We start from the raw sequence: 18264 nt of genomic DNA on the forward strand, positions 1-18264 counted from the left end.
GGCGGATCGCAGCTTGAGCGTAGCAGCTCCGCCAGCGGGCGCTTAATGCCCGGGAACGGCATCCTCAGGAGCTCTGCAGCAATGGCTATCAGCGTTTTCGACCTGTTCAAAATCGGCATTGGCCCGTCCAGTTCCCACACCGTCGGCCCGATGCGCGCCGCCGCCCTGTTTGTCGAATCGCTGCGCGACCGGCACCTGCTCGAACAGGTGCGTCGTATAGAAGTGCAATTGTTCGGATCGCTGTCGGCGACAGGCATCGGTCACGGCAGCGACAACGCGGTGATCATGGGTTTGATGGGCGAGTGGCCGGATGCAATCGACCCGTCGCAGATCGGTCCGCGAATCCAGGCGCTGCGTGAAACCCACACCCTGCTATTGGATGGTCGCTTGTCGGTGCCGTTTGTCTGGGCGCGCGACATGCGCCTGATCGACGAGAACCTGCCGTTCCATCCCAACGCCATGACCCTGATTGTAGAAGGCGATCACGGGGAGATTCATCGCGATACCTACTATTCGGTCGGTGGCGGTTTTGTGGTGGATCAAGCGCAGGCGTCCAGCGGCGTGGTCGATCTGGATCGCACCGAATTGCCTTATGACTTTTCCAGCGCGGTGGAGCTGCTGGAGCTGTGCAAGCAGAACAATTTGCGCGTCGCCGAATTGATGATGGCCAACGAAAAGGTCTGGCGCAGCGAAGAGGAAATTCGTGCCGGGCTGATGAAGCTGTGGCGGGCAATGCAGGATTGCGTCGAGCAGGGCCTCAAGCACGAGGGCATCCTGCCCGGTGGCCTGAACGTGCGCCGGCGTGCAGCGAAGTTGCATCGCAGCCTGCAGGAATTGAACAAGCCCAACGTGATCGGCTCGACCCTCAGTGCCATGGAGTGGGTCAACCTGTTTGCCCTCGCGGTGAATGAAGAGAACGCGGCGGGCGGGCGCATGGTCACGGCGCCGACCAACGGCGCGGCGGGGATCATCCCGGCGGTGTTGCACTACTTTATGAAGTTCAGCGAGGCGGTCACCGACGCCAACGTCGTCGACTACTTTCTGGGTGCAGCGGCGGTGGGCATTCTGTGCAAGAAGAATGCTTCGATCTCCGGTGCTGAAGTGGGCTGCCAGGGCGAGGTCGGTTCGGCCTGCGCGATGGCGGCGGCCGGGCTGGCGGAGATCCTTGGTGCGACGCCTGAGCAACTGTGCAACGCGGCAGAAATCGGTCTGGAGCATAACCTGGGCCTGACCTGCGATCCGGTCGGTGGTCTGGTGCAGGTGCCGTGCATCGAGCGCAATGCGATTGCGGCGGTGAAGGCGATCAACGCGGCGCAGATGGCCTTGCGCGGGGATGGTCAGCATTTCATTTCGCTGGACCGAGTGATCCGCACCATGCGCGATACCGGCGCGGATATGCATGACAAATATAAAGAGACTTCGCGCGGTGGGCTGGCTGTTAGCGCGGTCGAGTGCTGAGACCGAGTCGGCCGCATCGCGAGCAGGCTCACTCCTACACTTGGAATGCGTTCCCCTGTAGGAGTGAGCCTGCTCGCGATAGCGCCAGACCAGTCAAAACTGCTCACCAAGTGAACACGCTAATCAAATCACGCCACCTTTTAGCGCGTCGCAATCAGATAAGAGTCTTTCCCACCCGCAGTGCGTCATTTGCGCCCCCTACCGTCCGTCACCCGTGCTTGCGGTGACACTCCGAAACAACCGCGCGCAAGCCCGTTCCCACAAGTGCTACCGATCTGCTCACAGGCACCGGGGCAGGGCTTTCAGCGCCGCTGATGGCACTTCGAATCAGCCTTTGCCGGACGTCTTGAATAGACACGTCGCGACGTCGTTTTCAGGAGTTATTGAACGGCCATTCAATTTTAGGCATGGCAATTGCTCTGTCATAACAAAGCCCGTCTCCCACGCGAGAACGATGGCAATAACAAGAGCCTCCGCCTGAGGCCATCACCCGCTTTGTGTGAGGAGATACCGCGATGACGACGTTCAACTCCGGGGCCCAACCCCAGAACCGTGCGCCTCAATCCATCGGCTTTCTGCTGCTGGACAATTTCACGCTGATTTCTCTGGCCTCCGCAGTCGAACCCCTGCGCATGGCCAACCAATTGTCTGGTCGTGAGCTGTATCGCTGGAGCACCCTTACCGTCGATGGCGGCCAGGTGTGGGCCAGTGACGGTCTGCAAATCACTCCCGATGCCTCCATGCACAAAGCCCCGCCCCTGGACACTGTGATCGTCTGCGGCGGGATCGGCATTCAACGCACCGTGACCCGTGAACACGTGTCATGGCTGCAGAGCCAGGCGCGTCAGTCCAAGCGTCTTGGCGCGGTGTGCACCGGCAGTTGGGCCCTGGCCTGCGCCGGGCTGCTCGACGGTTTCGATTGCAGCGTTCACTGGGAATGTCTGGCGGCGATGCAGGAAGCTTTCCCGCGCGTAGCGATGAGCACCCGTCTGTTCACCCTCGACCGCAACCGTTTCACCAGTTCCGGCGGCACCGCGCCACTGGACATGATGCTGCACCTGATCAGCCGTGATCACGGTCGTGAACTGTCCGCTGCGATCTCGGAAATGTTTGTCTACGAACGCATCCGCAACGAGCAGGATCATCAGCGGGTGCCGCTCAAGCACATGCTCGGCACCAACCAGCCGAAGCTGCAGGAAATCGTCGCGCTGATGGAAGCCAACCTCGAAGAGCCGATCGACCTCGACGAACTGGCGGTGTACGTCGCCGTGTCCCGTCGCCAGCTGGAGCGGCTGTTCCAGAAATACCTGCACTGCTCGCCATCGCGCTACTACCTCAAGCTGCGCCTGATCCGCGCGCGGCAACTGCTCAAGCAGACGCCGATGTCGATCATCGAAGTGGCCTCGGTGTGTGGTTTCGTGTCGACGCCGCACTTCTCCAAGTGCTACCGCGAGTACTTCGGCATTCCGCCGCGTGACGAGCGCGTAGGCTCCAATACCACGCAGCAAGTGGCGATGATGCCGCTGCCGCAGGCGATCGTGATGTCGCCGCTGTCGGGGCCGATGTCGGCGTTGAGTCAGGCGCGCAATGAGTCGACGTTTGCCAGCGTAAGGCTGTAAAGCAAAAGATCGCAGCCTGCGGCAGCTCTACAGGGGAACGCATTTCAACTGTAGGAGCTGCCGCAGGCTGCGATCTTTTGATCTTCTGTCAGGCGCTATGGCTTTGCTGGTAATCCGCCAACGCCGGCAACAACTGCTTGTCGATCGCCTGACGCACTGCAGGCTGGATACTGGCGCCGCTGGTGTACATGTCCTTGACCATCTTGCGCAATTCAAACGCGCGAACGTTATCCAGGCCTCGTACCGCACACTCACAGGCCTGCTCGGCGGTCGAGCCGCTCGGCACTTGAAAACCCAGCGCCTTGAGCTGGCCCAACAAATCTTCCTGATCAATCAAATCGGCATACATCATGACGCGCATCCTTCTTTGGCAACGGAGGTCGTGGCTCGATTCTGGTAGGCATGGGGAGTGACGGCAAGGGCGATTTGTCGCAGTGGCTGCGACGGCTATGAACAGGTCGTTTTCGGCTAACTCATTGGAAAATGGAGTGGGCACACTGGCGCAAGCTCGCTACAGACGGTTTGGTCACCCTCGACTGGCAGCTCCTCACCAGTACCCTCTGCCCCGATCCTGTCACGGCTTGTATCGGGGCTTTTTTTAATTCTATGAAAGTCAAAAGATCGTCCGAAGGCTGCGATCTTTTGCTTTTAGCGGTCTAGCGCTGCAACACCAGAATGCGCGACAACAGCTCATCCCGATCGATGTAGCAGCCCTGGAAATGCCGCGCCCCGGTGGCCGGGTCAAACGCATTGCGCGCATGCAATGTGCGGCGGTTATCGAAGCACCACAGTTCCCCCGGATTAAGCCGCTGCATCAGCCGAAACCGTGGCTCGCGGGTCATCGCAATCAAGCGTCGATAGGCGCGGTACAGCAGCGGCATTTGTTCCGCCGACGTATCGAACGCGCCGCGCAGAAAGTTCGCCATGCGAATCTCCGCGACCCGGCCCAACGCATCCAGGGCAATGATCGGCGCCAGGCAGCGATAGTCGCTGTGGCGATCCTTGTTGCGGAATTCCACGGGGATGTCGCACAGCGCCTGAAACAGCTCCGGCGCTTCCAGCCGTAACGCATCGGCAATCGCAAAACCATCGACAAAAATACTTTCGCCACCCTCGGCATCGTTCACCAGGCAATGCAGAAATTGCAGCCCCGGTTGCAGCTCGCGAGTCGGCAAGTCCGTGTGCAGCGGCAGGTTGAAAGCGGTGTAAGCGTTGCTGTCGGCATCGGCCTTCGATTGCACGTTGAACAGCACGCCGAAATTGCTCTCGCGGATGAACGAAATACGCTGGGCGATCAGCTTCAGCGAGCCAGGCTCAGTGGGCACACCGCGCACCTGAGTCAGGCCGATGTCACGCACCGCGATCAACCATTGCAGCAGGGCGCCGTTGTCATTCATCAGCGTGGCGTAGTCGAACACCGGCAACTGCAAATCGCTGCGCCACAGGTAAGCCTTGGGCTTGGCGGCCAGGCGTTCGATGCGGGAGGCGTCGTCATAAGCGTGGGCGCGCAACCAGCCGGGGTCGAAGCGGCTGCGGTGGCCGTCCTGCCAGTCGATGCGCAGGCAGCCGTCGCTGTCGATCTGCGCGCTGGCGAGGGCCAGATCCGGCGCGGCATCGACGATCTCGAACACCTGCTCGCGGGTGACGTTGTAGACGCACTGCTCGCATGGGCAGTTGTCCCGCAGCCAGACATGGTGAAACGGACTGATGCGGCCATCGGCCCAGGCAATCGAAACGCGATCCGCCAGACTCTGCACGCCGCTCAGCGCGCTGATCAACGGATAAGTACGGAAGTCGGCAACAGCGGCAGCGGTGTTCATGGTGGCTCCTTGTGTTGGAGGGGTTACCGGGCGGGTGGCAGGGCGATGACCCGACCGATGTAAGCCGGGGCCGGCAGGTCGACTTGCTCGGCGACGATGGCTTGCAGGCGGCTCAGGGTGTCCGGAGTGAACGGCGCCGAACGCGGGCCGGCGAGATCGACGTGCAGCAGCATCTGCTCGTTGCCGGCCAGTTCCTTGTCGTCACCGGTCAGGTGCAGGCTGTGATAAAGGTGCAGGCGCTTGCTGTCGTGACCGATGATCTGCGTGCGCACTTCGACCTCGGCGTCGAGCTTCACTTCGTGCAGGTAGTTGAGGTGCAGCTCGAGGGTGAACAGCGAGTGGCCGCTGGCTTCGCGGTTATTGCTGTCCATGCCGAGACGATCCATCAGGGCATCGGTGGCGTAGCTGAAAATCAGCAGATAGAAGGCGTCGCGCAGGTGGCCGTTGTAGTCGACCCAGTCGGGGATGATTGTGGTCTGGTAGGTGGTGAGGGTGGGCATGGCGGAACTCCAAAATATTGTCTGACATGCAACTGTGTGGCGAGGGAGCTTGCTCCCGCTCGGCCGCGGAGCGGTCGTAAAACCGGTGAATGCGTTCTGGCTGATGAACCGCATGTGAGGGTTTTGGGACTGCTGCGCAGTCCAGCGGGAGCAAGCTCCCTCGCCACAGATGTTGATGTTTACTCGCTGAAACTCATCCCATGCTTCTCTTTGGTGGTCTTCACCGCCTCAAGCACCGCCAGCAGGCAGTCATCACGATAGCGCTCCAGCGCCGAAATGCTGTGACGACCGAGCTGGTCGCTGGTGCCATCGACCACATCGTCAATCAGCTTGTCGGTCAGTTCCGGCGCTGGCAGATAAGTCCATGGCAACTGCAATGCCGGGCCGAACTGCGACATGAAGTGACGCATCCCGGCATCGCCACCGGCCAACGTGTAAGTCAGGAACGTGCCCATGAACGACCAGCGCAGACCGGCGCCAAAACGGATCGCGTCGTCGATCTCACCGGTGGTCGCTACACCATCGTTGACCAGGTGCAGCGCCTCACGCCACAGCGCTTCGAGCAAACGGTCGGCGATAAAACCGGGTACTTCCTTGCGCACGTGCAGCGGGCGCATGCCGAGGGATTCGTAGACATTCATTGCCGCTTGCACGGCCTCGGGCGCGGTGTGCTTGCCACCGACCACTTCCACCAGCGGCAACAGATACACCGGGTTGAACGGGTGCCCGACCACGCAGCGCTCAGGGTGGGTCGAACTCTCGTAGAACTCGCTCGGCAACAGGCCCGAAGTACTCGAACCGATCAGCGCATCGGGTTTGGCCGCCGCGCTGATTTTGCTGTGCAGCTCCAGTTTCAGCTCAAGGCGTTCCGGGGCGCTTTCCTGGATGAAGTCGGCATCGCGCACGCATTCCTCGATGGTCGCGACAAAGCGCAGGCGATCCTGCGATGCGCCGGGCGCCAGGCCGTTTTTCTCCAGCGCGCCCCAGGCATTGGCCACGCGTTTGCGCAGCGCGGCTTCAGCGCCGGGCGCCGGGTCCCAGGCCACCACGTCGAGGCCATGGGCGAGGGCACGGGCGACCCAGCCGCTGCCGATGACACCGCTGCCGAGGGCGGCGAAGGTTTTGATGTCGGTGATAAAGCTCATAGGGATTTTCCCGAGTAAGGTGATCCCTGTAGGCGTTGCCGAAGGCTGCGATCTTTTGATCTTGCTTCTAAAAATCAAAGTCAAAAGATCGCAGCCTTCGGCAGCTCCTACAGGTTGAAGATGGGGACAGTCAGGCCCGTGTTGGGGACAGGTCAGCCGCGCGGGGTCAGGCCCATTTTCTTGCGACCTTCAGCCGGGGTCAGCACCCGGGCGCCGAGGCGGCTGAGGATCTCGGTGGCGCGTTCGACCAGTTGGCCGTTGGTTGCCAGCACGCCCTTGTCCAGCCACAGGTTGTCTTCCAGCCCGACCCGCACGTTGCCGCCCAATAGCACCGCTTGCGCGGCCATCGGCATTTGCATCCGGCCGATGCCGAACCCGGCCCACACCGCGTCGGCGGGCAGGTTGTCGACCATGGCCTTCATGGTGGTGGTGTCGGCCGGAGCGCCCCACGGGATACCCAGACACAGCTGGAACAACGGGTTATCGAGCAGGCCTTCCTTGATCATCTGCTTGGCGAACCACAGGTGACCGGTGTCGAAGATTTCCAGCTCGGCCTTCACGCCCAGTTCGGTGATGCGCTTGGCACCGGCGCGCAGTTGCGCAGGCGTCGAGACGTAAATGGTGTCGCCGTCGCCGAAGTTCAGGGTGCCGCAATCGAGGGTGCAGATTTCCGGCAGCAGTTCTTCGACGTGGGCCAGACGGGTCAGCGGGCCAACCAGATCGGTGTTCGGGCCGAACTCCATCGGCTTCTCGCCCGGGCCGATCTCCAGGTCGCCGCCCATGCCGGCGGTGAGGTTGACGATGATGTCGACGTCGGCCTCGCGGATGCGCTCCATCACTTCGCGGTACAGCGCCACGTCACGGCTGAACTTGCCGGTCTGCGGGTCGCGCACATGGCAGTGCACAACGGTGGCGCCGGCCTTGGCAGCTTCTACGGCGGCAGCGGCGATCTGTTTCGGGGTGACCGGCACGTGGGGGCTCTTGGCGGTCGTGTCGCCAGCACCGGTGAGTGCGCAGGTGATGATGACGTCGTGGTTCATGGTGCGGTTTCCTTCAGGCGTGATGGGTCTGTTCGCAGCCCTTTTTCGGGCTGCGAAGGGTTGATTCGAGGTGAGTTATTGACTGGTCAGTTGCAGGTTTTCAGCGGCCGGTTTGCCGTCGAAGGTGGTCACACCGTCGAGCCAGCGCTGCTTGTCTTCTGGGTGATCCTTGAGCCACTGTCTGGCCGATTCGAAGGCGTCCTTGTGATCGAGCAGCGGCTGCATCATCCGGCTCTCGTCTTCGGCGGTGAACGTCAGGTTGCTCAGCAGACGGCCGACGTTCGGGCATTGTTCCGCGTATTTCGGCGCGGTGACGGTCCACACCGTGGCCATGCCTTCGTTCGGGCCGAGGGCGTCGTCGCTGCCAGTCAGATACGTCATCTGCACGTTGACGTTCATCGGGTGCGGCGCCCAGCCGAAGAACACCACGGCTTCCTTGCGGCGCACGGCCCGATCAACGGCGGCGAGCATGCCGGCTTCGCTGGATTCGACCAGCTGGAATTTGCCGAGGCCGAACTGGTTCTTGGCGATCATTGCCTTGATCTGCGTATTGGCGCCCGAACCCGGTTCGATGCCGTAGATCTTGCCGCCCAGTTCCTTCTCGAATTTGGCGATGTCGGCGAAGGTCTTCAGGCCCTTGTCCGCCAGATAGGTCGGCACCGCGAGGGTGGCGCGGGCGTCTTTCAGACTTGGCGCCGGCAAAACCTTGACCTGATTGGCGTCGACGAACGGGGTGATGGTCTGGGTCATCAGCGGGTTCCAGTAGCCGAGGAACAAGTCCAGACGCTGATCGCGGATCCCGGCGAAGATGATTTGCTGGGAGGCGCTGGTTTGTTTGGTGTTGTAGCCGAGGCCGTCGAGCAGGACCTGGGTCATGGCACTGGTGGCGATCACGTCGGTCCAGTTCACTACGCCCATCCGTACGTTCTGGCACGAGGCGGGTTCGGCCGCCATGACGCTGGCGCTCAAGAAAGCGGTACCGCTGAGTGCAAGAACACAGCTGCTGATCAGTCGTTTCATGTCGGGTTCCTCGGCAGGTCGTTTATTGTGGTTCCCGGCGTCTGATGCGCCGGTGATGCCAAGTTACGCAGCAATGCCCCCGTGAAAGCGCACTGCGGCGACTGGCTCTTGCACTGTAGCGACCTGTGCGCTTGAACGCTGACGACAATCGGCGTATCAACGATCCACGCTCCCCTCCCTCTCGTTACCCGCGAATCGAGTGCGCCCATGTCCCAGGATTTCTACTTTCTGCTGATGCCGGGGTTCTCCGCCATCGGTTTCATCTCCGCGATCGAACCGCTGCGTGTGGCCAACCGCTTTCGTGGCGAGTTGTACCGCTGGCATGTGCTCAGCGCCGATGGCGGGGCGGTGCTGGCGAGCAATGGCATGTCGGTCAACGCCGACGCGGCGCTGGAGCCGTTGAAGAAAGGCGCGACCTTGTTGGTGGTGGCGGGGTTCGAACCACTGAAGTTCGTCACGCCAACCCTTGAGCACTGGCTGCGGCGGCTGGACAACGAAGGCGTGACCCTCGGCGCCATCGACACCGGCAGCTTCGTTCTCGCTGAAGCGGGCCTGCTCGACGGCCATCGCCTGACCCTGCACTGGGAGGCTATCGATGCGTTCAAGGAATCTTATCCACAGCTCAGCGTGACCCAGGAACTGTTCGAGATCGACCGTCGGCGCATCACCTCGGCGGGCGGCACCGCGTCCATCGATTTGATGCTCGATCTGATCGCCCAGGCCCACGGCCCGCAACTGGCGATTCAGGTCAGCGAGCAGTTTGTATTGGGACGAATCCGTCCACGCAAGGACCACCAGCGCATGGAAGTCGCCACGCGCTATGGCATCAGCAACAAGAAGCTGGTCCAGGTGATTGGCGAGATGGAACAACACAGCGAGCCACCGCTGACCACGCTGCAACTGGCGGAATCGATCAAGGTGACACGGCGGCAGCTGGAGCGTTTGTTTCGGTTGCATCTGAACGATACACCGAGCAATTTCTATCTGCGTTTGAGGCTGGAGAAGGCGCGGCAGTTATTGCGCCAGACGGATATGAGCGTGCTTGAAGTCAGCATTGCCTGCGGCTTTGAATCACCTTCGTATTTCACCCGTAGCTACCGGGCACGCTTTGCGCGCTGCCCCCGTGAAGACCGGCGTACTGCGCAAGCCTGAATGAATGCACACAAACCCCCTGTAGGAGTGAGCCTGCTCGCGATAGCGGTCAATCAGACAGCAATGATGTCGACTGGCACTCCGTCATCGCGAGCAGGCTCACTCCTACAGTTTGATCCTGTTACTTCTTCAGCAACGCCGAACAGGCCGCCTTGTAAGCCTCATGCTGATACTTGTTCAGCGTCCCCGGCAGCTCGAAATTATGCTTCTTTGCCTGCGCATTGATCGTCTGCGGCGACAACAGCATCACCTCACAGCCCTCCAGCAACTGGAACACGCCCTCGATCTTGAACGTCGTCGGCCCACCGGCAAACTCACCCTTCTTGCTGCGCTTCTTGATCGCAATCCGGTCAATCGAATGCTCGCGCACAAACGAAGCGACCTGCGCCGCGAAGCGTTTGACGTTGGCCGCCTCGTCGTCATCGTCGAGGGCGATTTTCTTGGTGTTGAGCGCCACATGGCTCAGCGTTGCCCCGTCAAGGGAGGCCACGGCGATGATCGCTTCGCTGCCTTTGATTTCAATGCCGCAGATGTTCATGGGAATTCCTTTGAATGAAGAGGGCAGCCTACAACTCAAGTTGATTGGGCGTGATGCCGAATGCTGCTGCAATTTTCTCGCGGGTTGCCTTGCGTGGCTTCGCTACCGTTTCTTGTTGAGCGAACGCCGGCTGGGAAATTCCCAGACGTTTCGCCACTTCTTCCTGAGTCAGGTTCAGGTGTTCGCGCCAGGCACGGATCGGTGTCGCCCCGTCGACCATTCGACTGACCACCTCATGCGGGATCAGATCGGGCTGCATTTTCTGTGCGACGTATTGCGCATAGGGAATGACTACGAAGGCGGGATTGCCCTCGGCATCGTTGATGATTTGGATGTCGGCATGTTGCCGAACTTCCAGAATCACTCCTGCCCAATCGACTCCAAAAACTCCGACCGTTCGTCACTCATCCGCGCCACGCAATCATTCTGCGCAATCTTGAACGCCTTGCTGCCTTCGGTGGCCGGGAAGGCTTCCACGGCGCAATCGGCGTCGCGGGTCTTCAGCCATTGTTGCTGGGCAGTCTTCAGCTTGGCGGTGATGTCGGCCAGTTGCGTCGCGTTTTTGCCGTAGGTGGCCTGCATGCGCTCGTTGAGGCTGGCGTAGTTGTCCTTGAGCAGGTCTTCGGCGGTGGTGCGGCTGTAGGTTGAGCATTCCAGGGTCTGGACGTCGTTTTCCACCGCGTCGCAGGGGTTGTTGTCGGTGTCTTCGGCGGCGTGTACGCCGGTCGCAATCAGTGCCAGGGCCAGGAAGATCGATTTCATGGTTGTCGCCGCTCTAATCCAGTGGTGTATCCAAGATGCGGGAGATTCTGGCTCAAGCTTGCGGGCTTGAACAGGTGGCCGGTCGGGTCGCCTGGTGACCCTTTGTCGCGGATTGACGCTTTCGGCAATTCCCCTGTCGTTTTTGCACCCGGTCGCCCCGGCACCGAGGCATATGCTGGCCCCAAAGCGCCGGCAGACGATTCGGCGCATGAATCGCCAATAAGGGGACGCCTGATGAGCCCAGCCGAATTACACGCCGACAGCATCGTTATCGACGGTCTGATCATTGCCAAATGGAACCGCGAGCTGTTCGAAGACATGCGCAAGGGCGGTCTGACGGCAGCCAACTGCACTGTGTCGGTGTGGGAAGGTTTTCAGGCGACCGTGAACAATATTGCCGCCAGCCAGAAGCTGATCCGCGAAAACAGCGACCTGGTGATGCCGGTGCGCACCACTGCCGACATCCGTCGCGCCAAGGAGCAGGGCAAGACCGGCATCCTCTTCGGCTTCCAGAACGCCCATGCGTTCGAAGACCAGATCGGCTATGTCGAGGTGTTCAAGCAGCTCGGCGTCGGCATCGTGCAGATGTGCTACAACACCCAGAACCTGGTTGGCACCGGTTGCTACGAGCGTGACGGCGGCCTGTCGGGCTTCGGTCGCGAAATCGTCGCCGAGATGAACCGCGTCGGCGTCATGTGCGACCTGTCCCACGTCGGTTCCAAGACTTCCGAAGAAGTCATCCTCGAATCGAAAAAACCGGTCTGCTATTCCCACTGCCTGCCGTCGGGTCTGAAAGAGCACCCACGCAACAAGTCCGATGAAGAGCTGAAGTTCATTGCCGATCACGGCGGTTTCGTCGGCGTGACCATGTTCGCGCCGTTCCTCGCCAAGGGCATCGATTCGACCATCGACGACTACGCCGAAGCCATCGAATACACCATGAACATCGTCGGCGAAGACGCCATCGGCATCGGCACCGACTTCACCCAGGGTCACGGTCAGGACTTCTTCGAATACCTGACCCACGACAAGGGCTACGCCCGTCGTCTGACCAGCTTCGGCAAGATCATCAACCCGCTGGGCATCCGCACCGTCGGCGAGTTCCCGAACCTGACCGAAACCCTGCTCAAGCGCGGCCACTCCGAGCGCGTGGTACGCAAGATCATGGGTGAAAACTGGGTGAACGTTCTCAAGGACGTTTGGGGCGAGTAAGCCGCTTCTCTGAATCCTTTCCCCCGGCCGTCCGTGCCGGGGGCAACAAACCGAATTTTCTGGAGTTAAGTTTCCATGGCCAAGATCGCCCCGCAATTGCCAATCGAAGTCGACAGCGAAACCGGTGTCTGGACCTCCGACGCCCTGCCGATGCTGTACGTACCGCGGCATTTCTTCGTCAACAACCACATGGGCATCGAGGAAGTGCTGGGCGCCGACGCCTACGCCGAAATCCTCTACAAGGCCGGCTACAAGTCCGCCTGGCACTGGTGTGAAAAAGAAGCCGAATGCCACGGCTTGGAAGGCGTTGCAGTGTTCGAGCATTACATGAAGCGCCTGTCGCAACGCGGCTGGGGCCTGTTCAAGATTCAGGACATCGACCTCGACAAAGGCACCGCCAGCGTCAAGCTCGAACACTCGGCGTTCGTCTACGTCTACGGCAAGGTCGGGCGCAAGGTCGACTACATGTTCACCGGCTGGTTTGCCGGCGCCATGGATCAGATCCTCGCCGCACGCGGCAGCCAGATCCGCACCGTGGCCGAGCAGGTCTACGGTGGTTCCGAAGAGGGCCACGACGACGGCCTGTTCATCGTCAAGCCGTTGTAAGTCGAGGACCGCGCCATGGCTTTCGAAGCAATGTTCCAGCCGATCCAGATCGGCAAACTGACCATCCGCAATCGCGTGCTCAGCACCGCGCACGCCGAGGTCTACGCGACTGACGGCGGCATGACCACCGACCGTTACGTCAAATACTACGAAGAGAAAGCCAAGGGCGGCATCGGCCTGGCGATCTGCGGCGGTTCTTCCAGTGTGGCCATCGACAGCCCGCAAGGCTGGTGGAAATCGGTGAACCTGGCGGATGACCGGATCATTCCGCACTTCCAGAATCTGGCCGACGCCATGCACAAGCATGGCGCCAAGATCATGATCCAGATTACCCACATGGGCCGTCGCTCGCGCTGGGACGGCGAGCACTGGCCGACCCTGCTGTCGCCGTCGGGCATCCGTGAACCGGTGCACCGCGCGACCTGCAAGACTATCGAGCCGGAAGAAATCTGGCGCGTCATCGGCAACTATGCCACCGCCGCTGCACGGGCCAAGGCCGGTGGTCTGGACGGTGTCGAACTGTCCGCCGTGCACCAGCACATGATCGACCAGTTCTGGAGCCCGCGCGTCAACAAGCGTACCGACGAGTGGGGCGGCAGCTTCGAAAACCGCATGCGTTTTGGCCTCGAAGTACTCAAGGCTGTGCGCAAGGAAGTCGGCGACGATTTCTGCGTCGGCATCCGTCTGTGCGGTGATGAATTCCACCCGGACGGCTTGTCCCACGAGGACATGAAGCAGATCGCCAAGTACTACGATGACACCGGCATGATCGACTTTATCGGCGTGGTCGGCTCGGGCTGCGACACCCACAACACCCTGGCCAACGTTATCCCCAACATGAGTTATCCACCGGAGCCGTTCCTGCACCTGGCGGCCGGGATCAAGGAAGTGGTGAAAGCGCCGGTGCTGCACGCGCAGAACATCAAGGACCCGAACCAGGCCACGCGCATCCTCGAAGGCGGTTACGTTGACATGGTCGGCATGACCCGCGCGCACATCGCCGACCCGCACCTGATCGCCAAGATCAAGATGGGCCAGGTCGACCAGATCAAGCAGTGCGTCGGTGCCAACTACTGCATCGACCGTCAGTACCAAGGGCTGGATGTGCTGTGCATCCAGAACGCCGCGACCTCCCGTGAATACATGGGCGTGCCGCACATCATCGAGAAATCCACCGGGCCGAAACGCAAAGTCGTGGTAGTCGGTGCCGGCCCGGCCGGGATGGAAGCCGCACGCGTTGCCGCCGAGCGTGGCCACGACGTGACCCTGTTCGAGAAGAAAGAATTCATCGGCGGGCAGATCACTACCGCATCGAAAGCGCCGCAACGTGACCAGATCGCCGGTATCACCCGCTGGTTCCAGCTGGAGTTGGCGCGGCTGAAAGTCGACCTGCGTCTGGGCACTGCTGCGGATGCGGCGACCATCCTCGATCTGCGTCCGGATGTGGTCGTGCTGGCGGTGGGCGGTCATCCGTTCCTCGAGCAGAACGAACACTGGGGCGCCGCCGAAGGGCTGGTGGTCAGCAGCTGGGACGTGCTCGACGGCAAGGTCGCGCCGGGCAAAAACGTGCTGGTCTACGACACCATCTGCGAATTCACCGGGATGTCGGTCGCCGACTTCCTCGCCGACAAGGGCAGCCAGGTCGAGATCGTCACCGACGACATCAAGCCGGGCGTGGCCATCGGCGGTACGTCGTTCCCGACCTATTACCGCAGCATGTACCCGAAAGAAGTGATCATGACCGGCGACATGATGCTGGAGAAGGTCTACCGCGAAGGCGACAAGCTGGTGGCGGTGCTGGAGAACGAATACACCGGCGCGAAAGAGGAGCGGGTGGTCGATCAGGTGGTGGTGGAAAACGGCGTGCGTCCGGACGAGGAGCTGTATTACGGGCTAAAGGACGGTTCGCGTAACAAGGGCCAGATCGACATTGACGCCTTGTTCGCGATCAAGCCGCAGCCTTCGCTGAGCACCACCGGCGACGGCTACTTGCTGTTCCGCATCGGCGACTGCGTGGCGCAGCGTAATACCCACGCGGCCATCTACGACGCCCTGCGCCTCTGCAAGGATTTCTAAGGACTTGCACATGACCCTGTAGGAGCTGCCGAAGGCTGCGATCTTTTGACTTTTGTTGTTCAAAGCAAGATCAAAAGATCGCAGCCTTCGGCAGCTCCTACACCTAGACCGTGTTTCTCCAGGCTGTACTGGTGGGAGCTTCACCTATGTTGAACACCCTTCTTCCAATCCTGTTGTTCGCAGCCCTGAGCCTTGCGGTGCTGGGCGCGTTGCGACGGGTGGCCATGTGGCGTCGGGGCCGGGCCTCGAAGGTCGACCTGATCGGCGGCCTGTTCGCCATGCCCAAGCGCTATATGGTCGATTTGCACCATGTCGTGGCGCGGGACAAATACATCGCCAACACCCACGTCGCCACGGCGGGCGGTGCGGTGGCGTCGATCGTGCTGGCGATTCTGGTGCACGGTTTCGGCCTGCATAACCGCATCCTCGGTTACGCCTTGCTGCTGATGACGGCAGTGATGTTCGTCGGTGCGATCTTCGTTTACCGGCGCCGGCTCAACCCGCCGGCACGGCTGTCGAAAGGCCCGTGGATGCGCCTGCCGAAAAGCCTGCTGGCGTTTTCCGCCTCGTTCTTTCTGGTGACGCTGCCGGTGGCCGGAATTCTCCCGGAGAACTTCGGCGGCTGGTTGCTCGCAGCGATTCTCGGTATTGGTGTGCTGTGGGGCGTGTCGGAATTGTTCTTCGGCATGACCTGGGGCGGGCCGATGAAGCACGCCTTCGCCGGTGCCCTGCATTTGGCGTGGCACCGGCGCGCCGAACGCTTTGGCGGCGGCCGTTCCACCGGTTTGAAACCGCTGGATCTGAATGATCCGAGCGCGCCATTGGGCGTGGAAAAACCCAAGGATTTCACCTGGAACCAGTTGCTCGGTTTTGACGCCTGCGTGCAGTGCGGCAAGTGCGAAGCCGCCTGCCCGGCGTTCGCTGCCGGCCAGCCGCTGAACCCGAAGAAACTGATTCAGGACATGGTCGTCGGCCTGGCTGGCGGCACTGACGCGAAGTTCGCTGGCAGCCCGTATCCGGGCAAACCTGTGGGCGAACACAGCGGTAATCCGCATCAGCCGATCGTCAACGGTCTGGTCGATGCCGAGACCCTCTGGTCATGCACCACCTGCCGCGCCTGCGTCGAGGAATGCCCGATGATGATCGAGCACGTCGACGCTATCGTCGACATGCGCCGCCATCTGACTCTGGAAAAAGGCGCGACCCCGAACAAGGGTGCCGAAGTCCTCGAAAACCTGATCGCCACCGACAACCCTGGCGGTTTCGCTCCGGGCGGGCGGATGAACTGGGCGGCGGATCTGAACCTCAATCTGCTCAGCGAGAAGAAGTCCACCGACGTGCTGTTCTGGGTCGGCGACGGCGCCTTCGACATGCGCAACCAGCGCACCTTGCGCGCCTTCGTCAAAGTGCTGAAAGCCGCGAAAATCGACTTCGCCGTGCTCGGCCTGGAAGAGCGCGACAGTGGCGATGTGGCCCGTCGTCTCGGTGACGAAGCGACCTTCCAGTTACTTGCCAAACGCAATATCCAGACCCTGGCCAAATACAGCTTCAACCGCATCGTCACCTGCGATCCGCACAGCTTCCATGTGCTGAAAAACGAGTACGGCGCCTTCGACGGTGATTACCTGGTGCAGCACCACAGCACCTACATGGCGGAGATCATTCAGGCCGGCGCGCTGAACCTCGGTCAGCACAAAGGCAACAGCGTGACCTATCACGACCCGTGCTACCTCGGCCGTTACAACGGCGAGTACGAGGCGCCGCGTGAAGTGCTGCGCGCCCTCGGTATCGAGGTCAAAGAGATGCAACGTTCCGGCTTCCGTTCTCGCTGCTGCGGCGGCGGTGGCGGCGCGCCGATCACTGACATTCCGGGCAAGCAGCGGATTCCCGACATGCGCATGGAAGACATTCGCGAGACCGGTGCCGAACTGGTGGCCGTAGGTTGCCCACAGTGCACGGCGATGCTCGAAGGCGTGGTCGAACCGCGTCCGCTGATCAAGGACATCGCCGAACTGGTGGCCGATGCGTTGCTCGAAGACGCCGCACCAAGCAAGCCGACTACCCCGGCCAAACGTGAACCTGCGGAGGCCCACTGATGAGCGACATTATCCGCCGCGATCCACGCGCCGAATGGATTGCGCGTAACCGTCTGCACCCGCTGCACGCGGCGATGCAACCGGCGCAACACAGCTGGATGGGCCCTAACGGAATCATCCGCAAGAACCTGCACGGCATCGGTTTTATCGGCCCCAACGGCATCAAGCGTATCGACCGCAGCGGCGCGCAACAGGGCGGGGCGGTCAAGCGCTCGGCCACGGTTGAAGTGCAATTGCCACTGCATCAGGTACCGGCCCCGGCGTTCTACATCAGCGTGGTGCCGGACATGGTCGGCGGTCGCCTGAGCAGCCACGACCGCGACTTGCTGGGCCTGGCTCACCAACTGGCCGGCAAGGACGGCGCAGTGCTGGCGGTGGTGTTCGGCGAACACAAGGAAAACGCCTTCGCCACGGCAGGCGTCGATCGCTTGCTGGTGCTGGAGGGCGATGAGTTCAGTGGTTATGCACCGGAGCAACGCGTACAAGGCCTGCGGGCTGTGGATAACCAATTCAATCCGCGCCATTGGCTGCTGCCGGACAGCCGCAGCGGTGGCGGCGAACTCGGCCGACGTTTTGCTGCAGCACTGGGCGAACGCCCGGCGACGCGGGTGTGGCAGGTCAAGGATCAAGCGTGCATCGGCCGCGCCGGTGCGGGCCTGCAAGACCTGGCGCGACCGATCGCCCGCCTGATTCTGGCCTCGGCCGAATGTGCGGAGCCGGTCAGCGAAACCCGTCACGAAGCACTGCCCGTGGAGTTATCCACAACGGTGGCGCGTAGCCTGTCGCGGATCGAAGATCTGGGCGCCGTGGCGGTGGATCCGGCGGCGATTCCGATGGCTGAAGCCGAATTCATCTTCTCCGGCGGTAACGGGGTCAAGGACTGGCAGTTGTTTCATGAAACGGCTGCTGCGCTCGGCGCCACCGAAGGCGCCTCGCGAGTGGCGGTGGACGATGGCTTCATGGCCCGTGATCGGCAGGTCGGCGCGTCCGGCACCTGGGTCACCGCGCGGGTTTACGTGGCTGTGGGTATCTCCGGGGCGATCCAGCACCTGCAGGGCATCGGGGCCTGCGACAAGGTGGTGGCGATCAACCTCGACCCGGGTTGCGACATGATCAAACGCGCCGACCTGTCGGTGATCGGCGAGAGCGCGGAGATTCTTCAAGCCTTGATCGCGGCGGTAGCGGCTTACCGCAACGACGCCAAGCGCGATGCGGCTTAA

At 61.5% G+C, this 18264-nt stretch carries 17 protein-coding genes; 8 read left to right on the top strand and 9 right to left on the bottom strand.

What is annotated here, in order from left to right:
- Positions 1–81 precede the first annotated feature (81 nt).
- Both KKQ10_RS07595 and gbdR read left to right on the top strand, forming a co-directional pair.
- Positions 82–1458 carry an L-serine ammonia-lyase gene (locus KKQ10_RS07595; protein WP_127647852.1) on the top strand — a complete coding sequence of 459 codons (1377 nt, stop codon included), beginning with the start codon at positions 82–84 and terminating at the stop codon, positions 1456–1458.
- Between the two features lie 515 nt (positions 1459–1973).
- Positions 1974–3077 (top strand): choline metabolism transcriptional regulator GbdR, encoded by a 1104-nt coding sequence (gene gbdR, locus KKQ10_RS07600; RefSeq protein ID WP_127647851.1) that lies wholly within the window; start codon positions 1974–1976, stop codon positions 3075–3077.
- Positions 3078–3165: 88 nt separating this feature from the next.
- On the opposite strand, the gene KKQ10_RS07605 is transcribed toward gbdR, so the two are convergent.
- The 6 genes from KKQ10_RS07605 to KKQ10_RS07630 form a co-directional block, all read right to left on the bottom strand.
- Entirely contained in the window at positions 3166–3429 is a 264-nt protein-coding gene (locus tag KKQ10_RS07605; RefSeq protein ID WP_007962640.1) for a hypothetical protein, read from the bottom strand.
- Positions 3430–3733: 304 nt separating this feature from the next.
- Complete coding sequence (locus tag KKQ10_RS07610) at positions 3734–4897, bottom strand: gamma-butyrobetaine dioxygenase (RefSeq protein ID WP_215500688.1); 1164 nt, start codon at positions 4895–4897, stop codon at positions 3734–3736.
- A 23-nt stretch (positions 4898–4920) separates the two neighbouring features.
- Positions 4921–5397, bottom strand: a complete 477-nt coding sequence (locus KKQ10_RS07615) for a thioesterase family protein (RefSeq protein ID WP_215500689.1) — start codon at positions 5395–5397, stop codon at positions 4921–4923.
- A gap of 179 nt (positions 5398–5576) precedes the next feature.
- Positions 5577–6542, bottom strand: coding sequence for an L-carnitine dehydrogenase (locus KKQ10_RS07620; RefSeq protein ID WP_215500690.1), 966 nt, complete (start codon positions 6540–6542; stop codon positions 5577–5579).
- A 152-nt stretch (positions 6543–6694) separates the two neighbouring features.
- A complete protein-coding gene (gene cdhC, locus KKQ10_RS07625; RefSeq protein ID WP_127647847.1) occupies positions 6695–7582 on the bottom strand; it encodes a 3-dehydrocarnitine:acetyl-CoA trimethylamine transferase CdhC in 888 nt (295 codons plus the stop codon).
- Positions 7583–7657: 75 nt separating this feature from the next.
- Positions 7658–8602 carry a choline ABC transporter substrate-binding protein gene (locus tag KKQ10_RS07630; protein WP_215500691.1) on the bottom strand — a complete coding sequence of 315 codons (945 nt, stop codon included), beginning with the start codon at positions 8600–8602 and terminating at the stop codon, positions 7658–7660.
- Between the two features lie 207 nt (positions 8603–8809).
- Here KKQ10_RS07630 and KKQ10_RS07635 point away from each other — a divergent pair, with 207 nt between their 5' ends.
- Positions 8810–9754 (top strand): GlxA family transcriptional regulator, encoded by a 945-nt coding sequence (locus tag KKQ10_RS07635; RefSeq protein ID WP_215500692.1) that lies wholly within the window; start codon positions 8810–8812, stop codon positions 9752–9754.
- Between the two features lie 121 nt (positions 9755–9875).
- Here the strand turns inward: KKQ10_RS07635 and KKQ10_RS07640 are convergent, their stop codons facing one another.
- The 3 genes from KKQ10_RS07640 to KKQ10_RS07650 are packed head-to-tail and all read right to left on the bottom strand — an operon-like array spanning position 9876 to position 11054.
- Positions 9876–10292, bottom strand: coding sequence for a DUF3010 family protein (locus tag KKQ10_RS07640; protein ID WP_215500693.1), 417 nt, complete (start codon positions 10290–10292; stop codon positions 9876–9878).
- A 28-nt stretch (positions 10293–10320) separates the two neighbouring features.
- Positions 10321–10650 (bottom strand): helix-turn-helix domain-containing protein, encoded by a 330-nt coding sequence (locus KKQ10_RS07645; protein ID WP_127648134.1) that lies wholly within the window; start codon positions 10648–10650, stop codon positions 10321–10323.
- 2 nt (positions 10651–10652) lie between these two features.
- On the bottom strand, positions 10653–11054 hold the full coding sequence (locus KKQ10_RS07650) for a lysozyme inhibitor LprI family protein (protein WP_127648133.1): 402 nt from the start codon (positions 11052–11054) through the stop codon (positions 10653–10655).
- Positions 11055–11288: 234 nt separating this feature from the next.
- Between KKQ10_RS07650 and KKQ10_RS07655 the strand changes: the two genes are divergently transcribed.
- The 5 genes from KKQ10_RS07655 to etfA all read left to right on the top strand — a co-directional run bounded on the left by KKQ10_RS07655 (position 11289) and on the right by etfA (position 18264).
- The gene (locus KKQ10_RS07655) at positions 11289–12266 is read left to right on the top strand and encodes a dipeptidase (protein ID WP_027610650.1); all 978 of its coding nucleotides are present in this window, start codon (positions 11289–11291) and stop codon (positions 12264–12266) included.
- 75 nt (positions 12267–12341) lie between these two features.
- Positions 12342–12872, top strand: coding sequence for a DUF5943 domain-containing protein (locus tag KKQ10_RS07660; protein WP_018612374.1), 531 nt, complete (start codon positions 12342–12344; stop codon positions 12870–12872).
- A 15-nt stretch (positions 12873–12887) separates the two neighbouring features.
- Entirely contained in the window at positions 12888–14948 is a 2061-nt protein-coding gene (dgcA, locus tag KKQ10_RS07665; RefSeq protein ID WP_064589569.1) for a dimethylglycine demethylation protein DgcA, read from the top strand.
- A gap of 146 nt (positions 14949–15094) precedes the next feature.
- Positions 15095–17044 carry a dimethylglycine demethylation protein DgcB gene (gene dgcB, locus KKQ10_RS07670; RefSeq protein ID WP_215500694.1) on the top strand — a complete coding sequence of 650 codons (1950 nt, stop codon included), beginning with the start codon at positions 15095–15097 and terminating at the stop codon, positions 17042–17044.
- Positions 17044–18264, top strand: a complete 1221-nt coding sequence (etfA, locus tag KKQ10_RS07675) for an electron transfer flavoprotein subunit alpha (RefSeq protein ID WP_215500695.1) — start codon at positions 17044–17046, stop codon at positions 18262–18264. Before dgcB ends, etfA begins: the two co-directional genes overlap by 1 nt.

It is taken from the genome of Pseudomonas sp. MG-9, assembly GCF_018729515.1.
Lineage (GTDB): Bacteria > Pseudomonadota > Gammaproteobacteria > Pseudomonadales > Pseudomonadaceae > Aquipseudomonas > Aquipseudomonas serboccidentalis.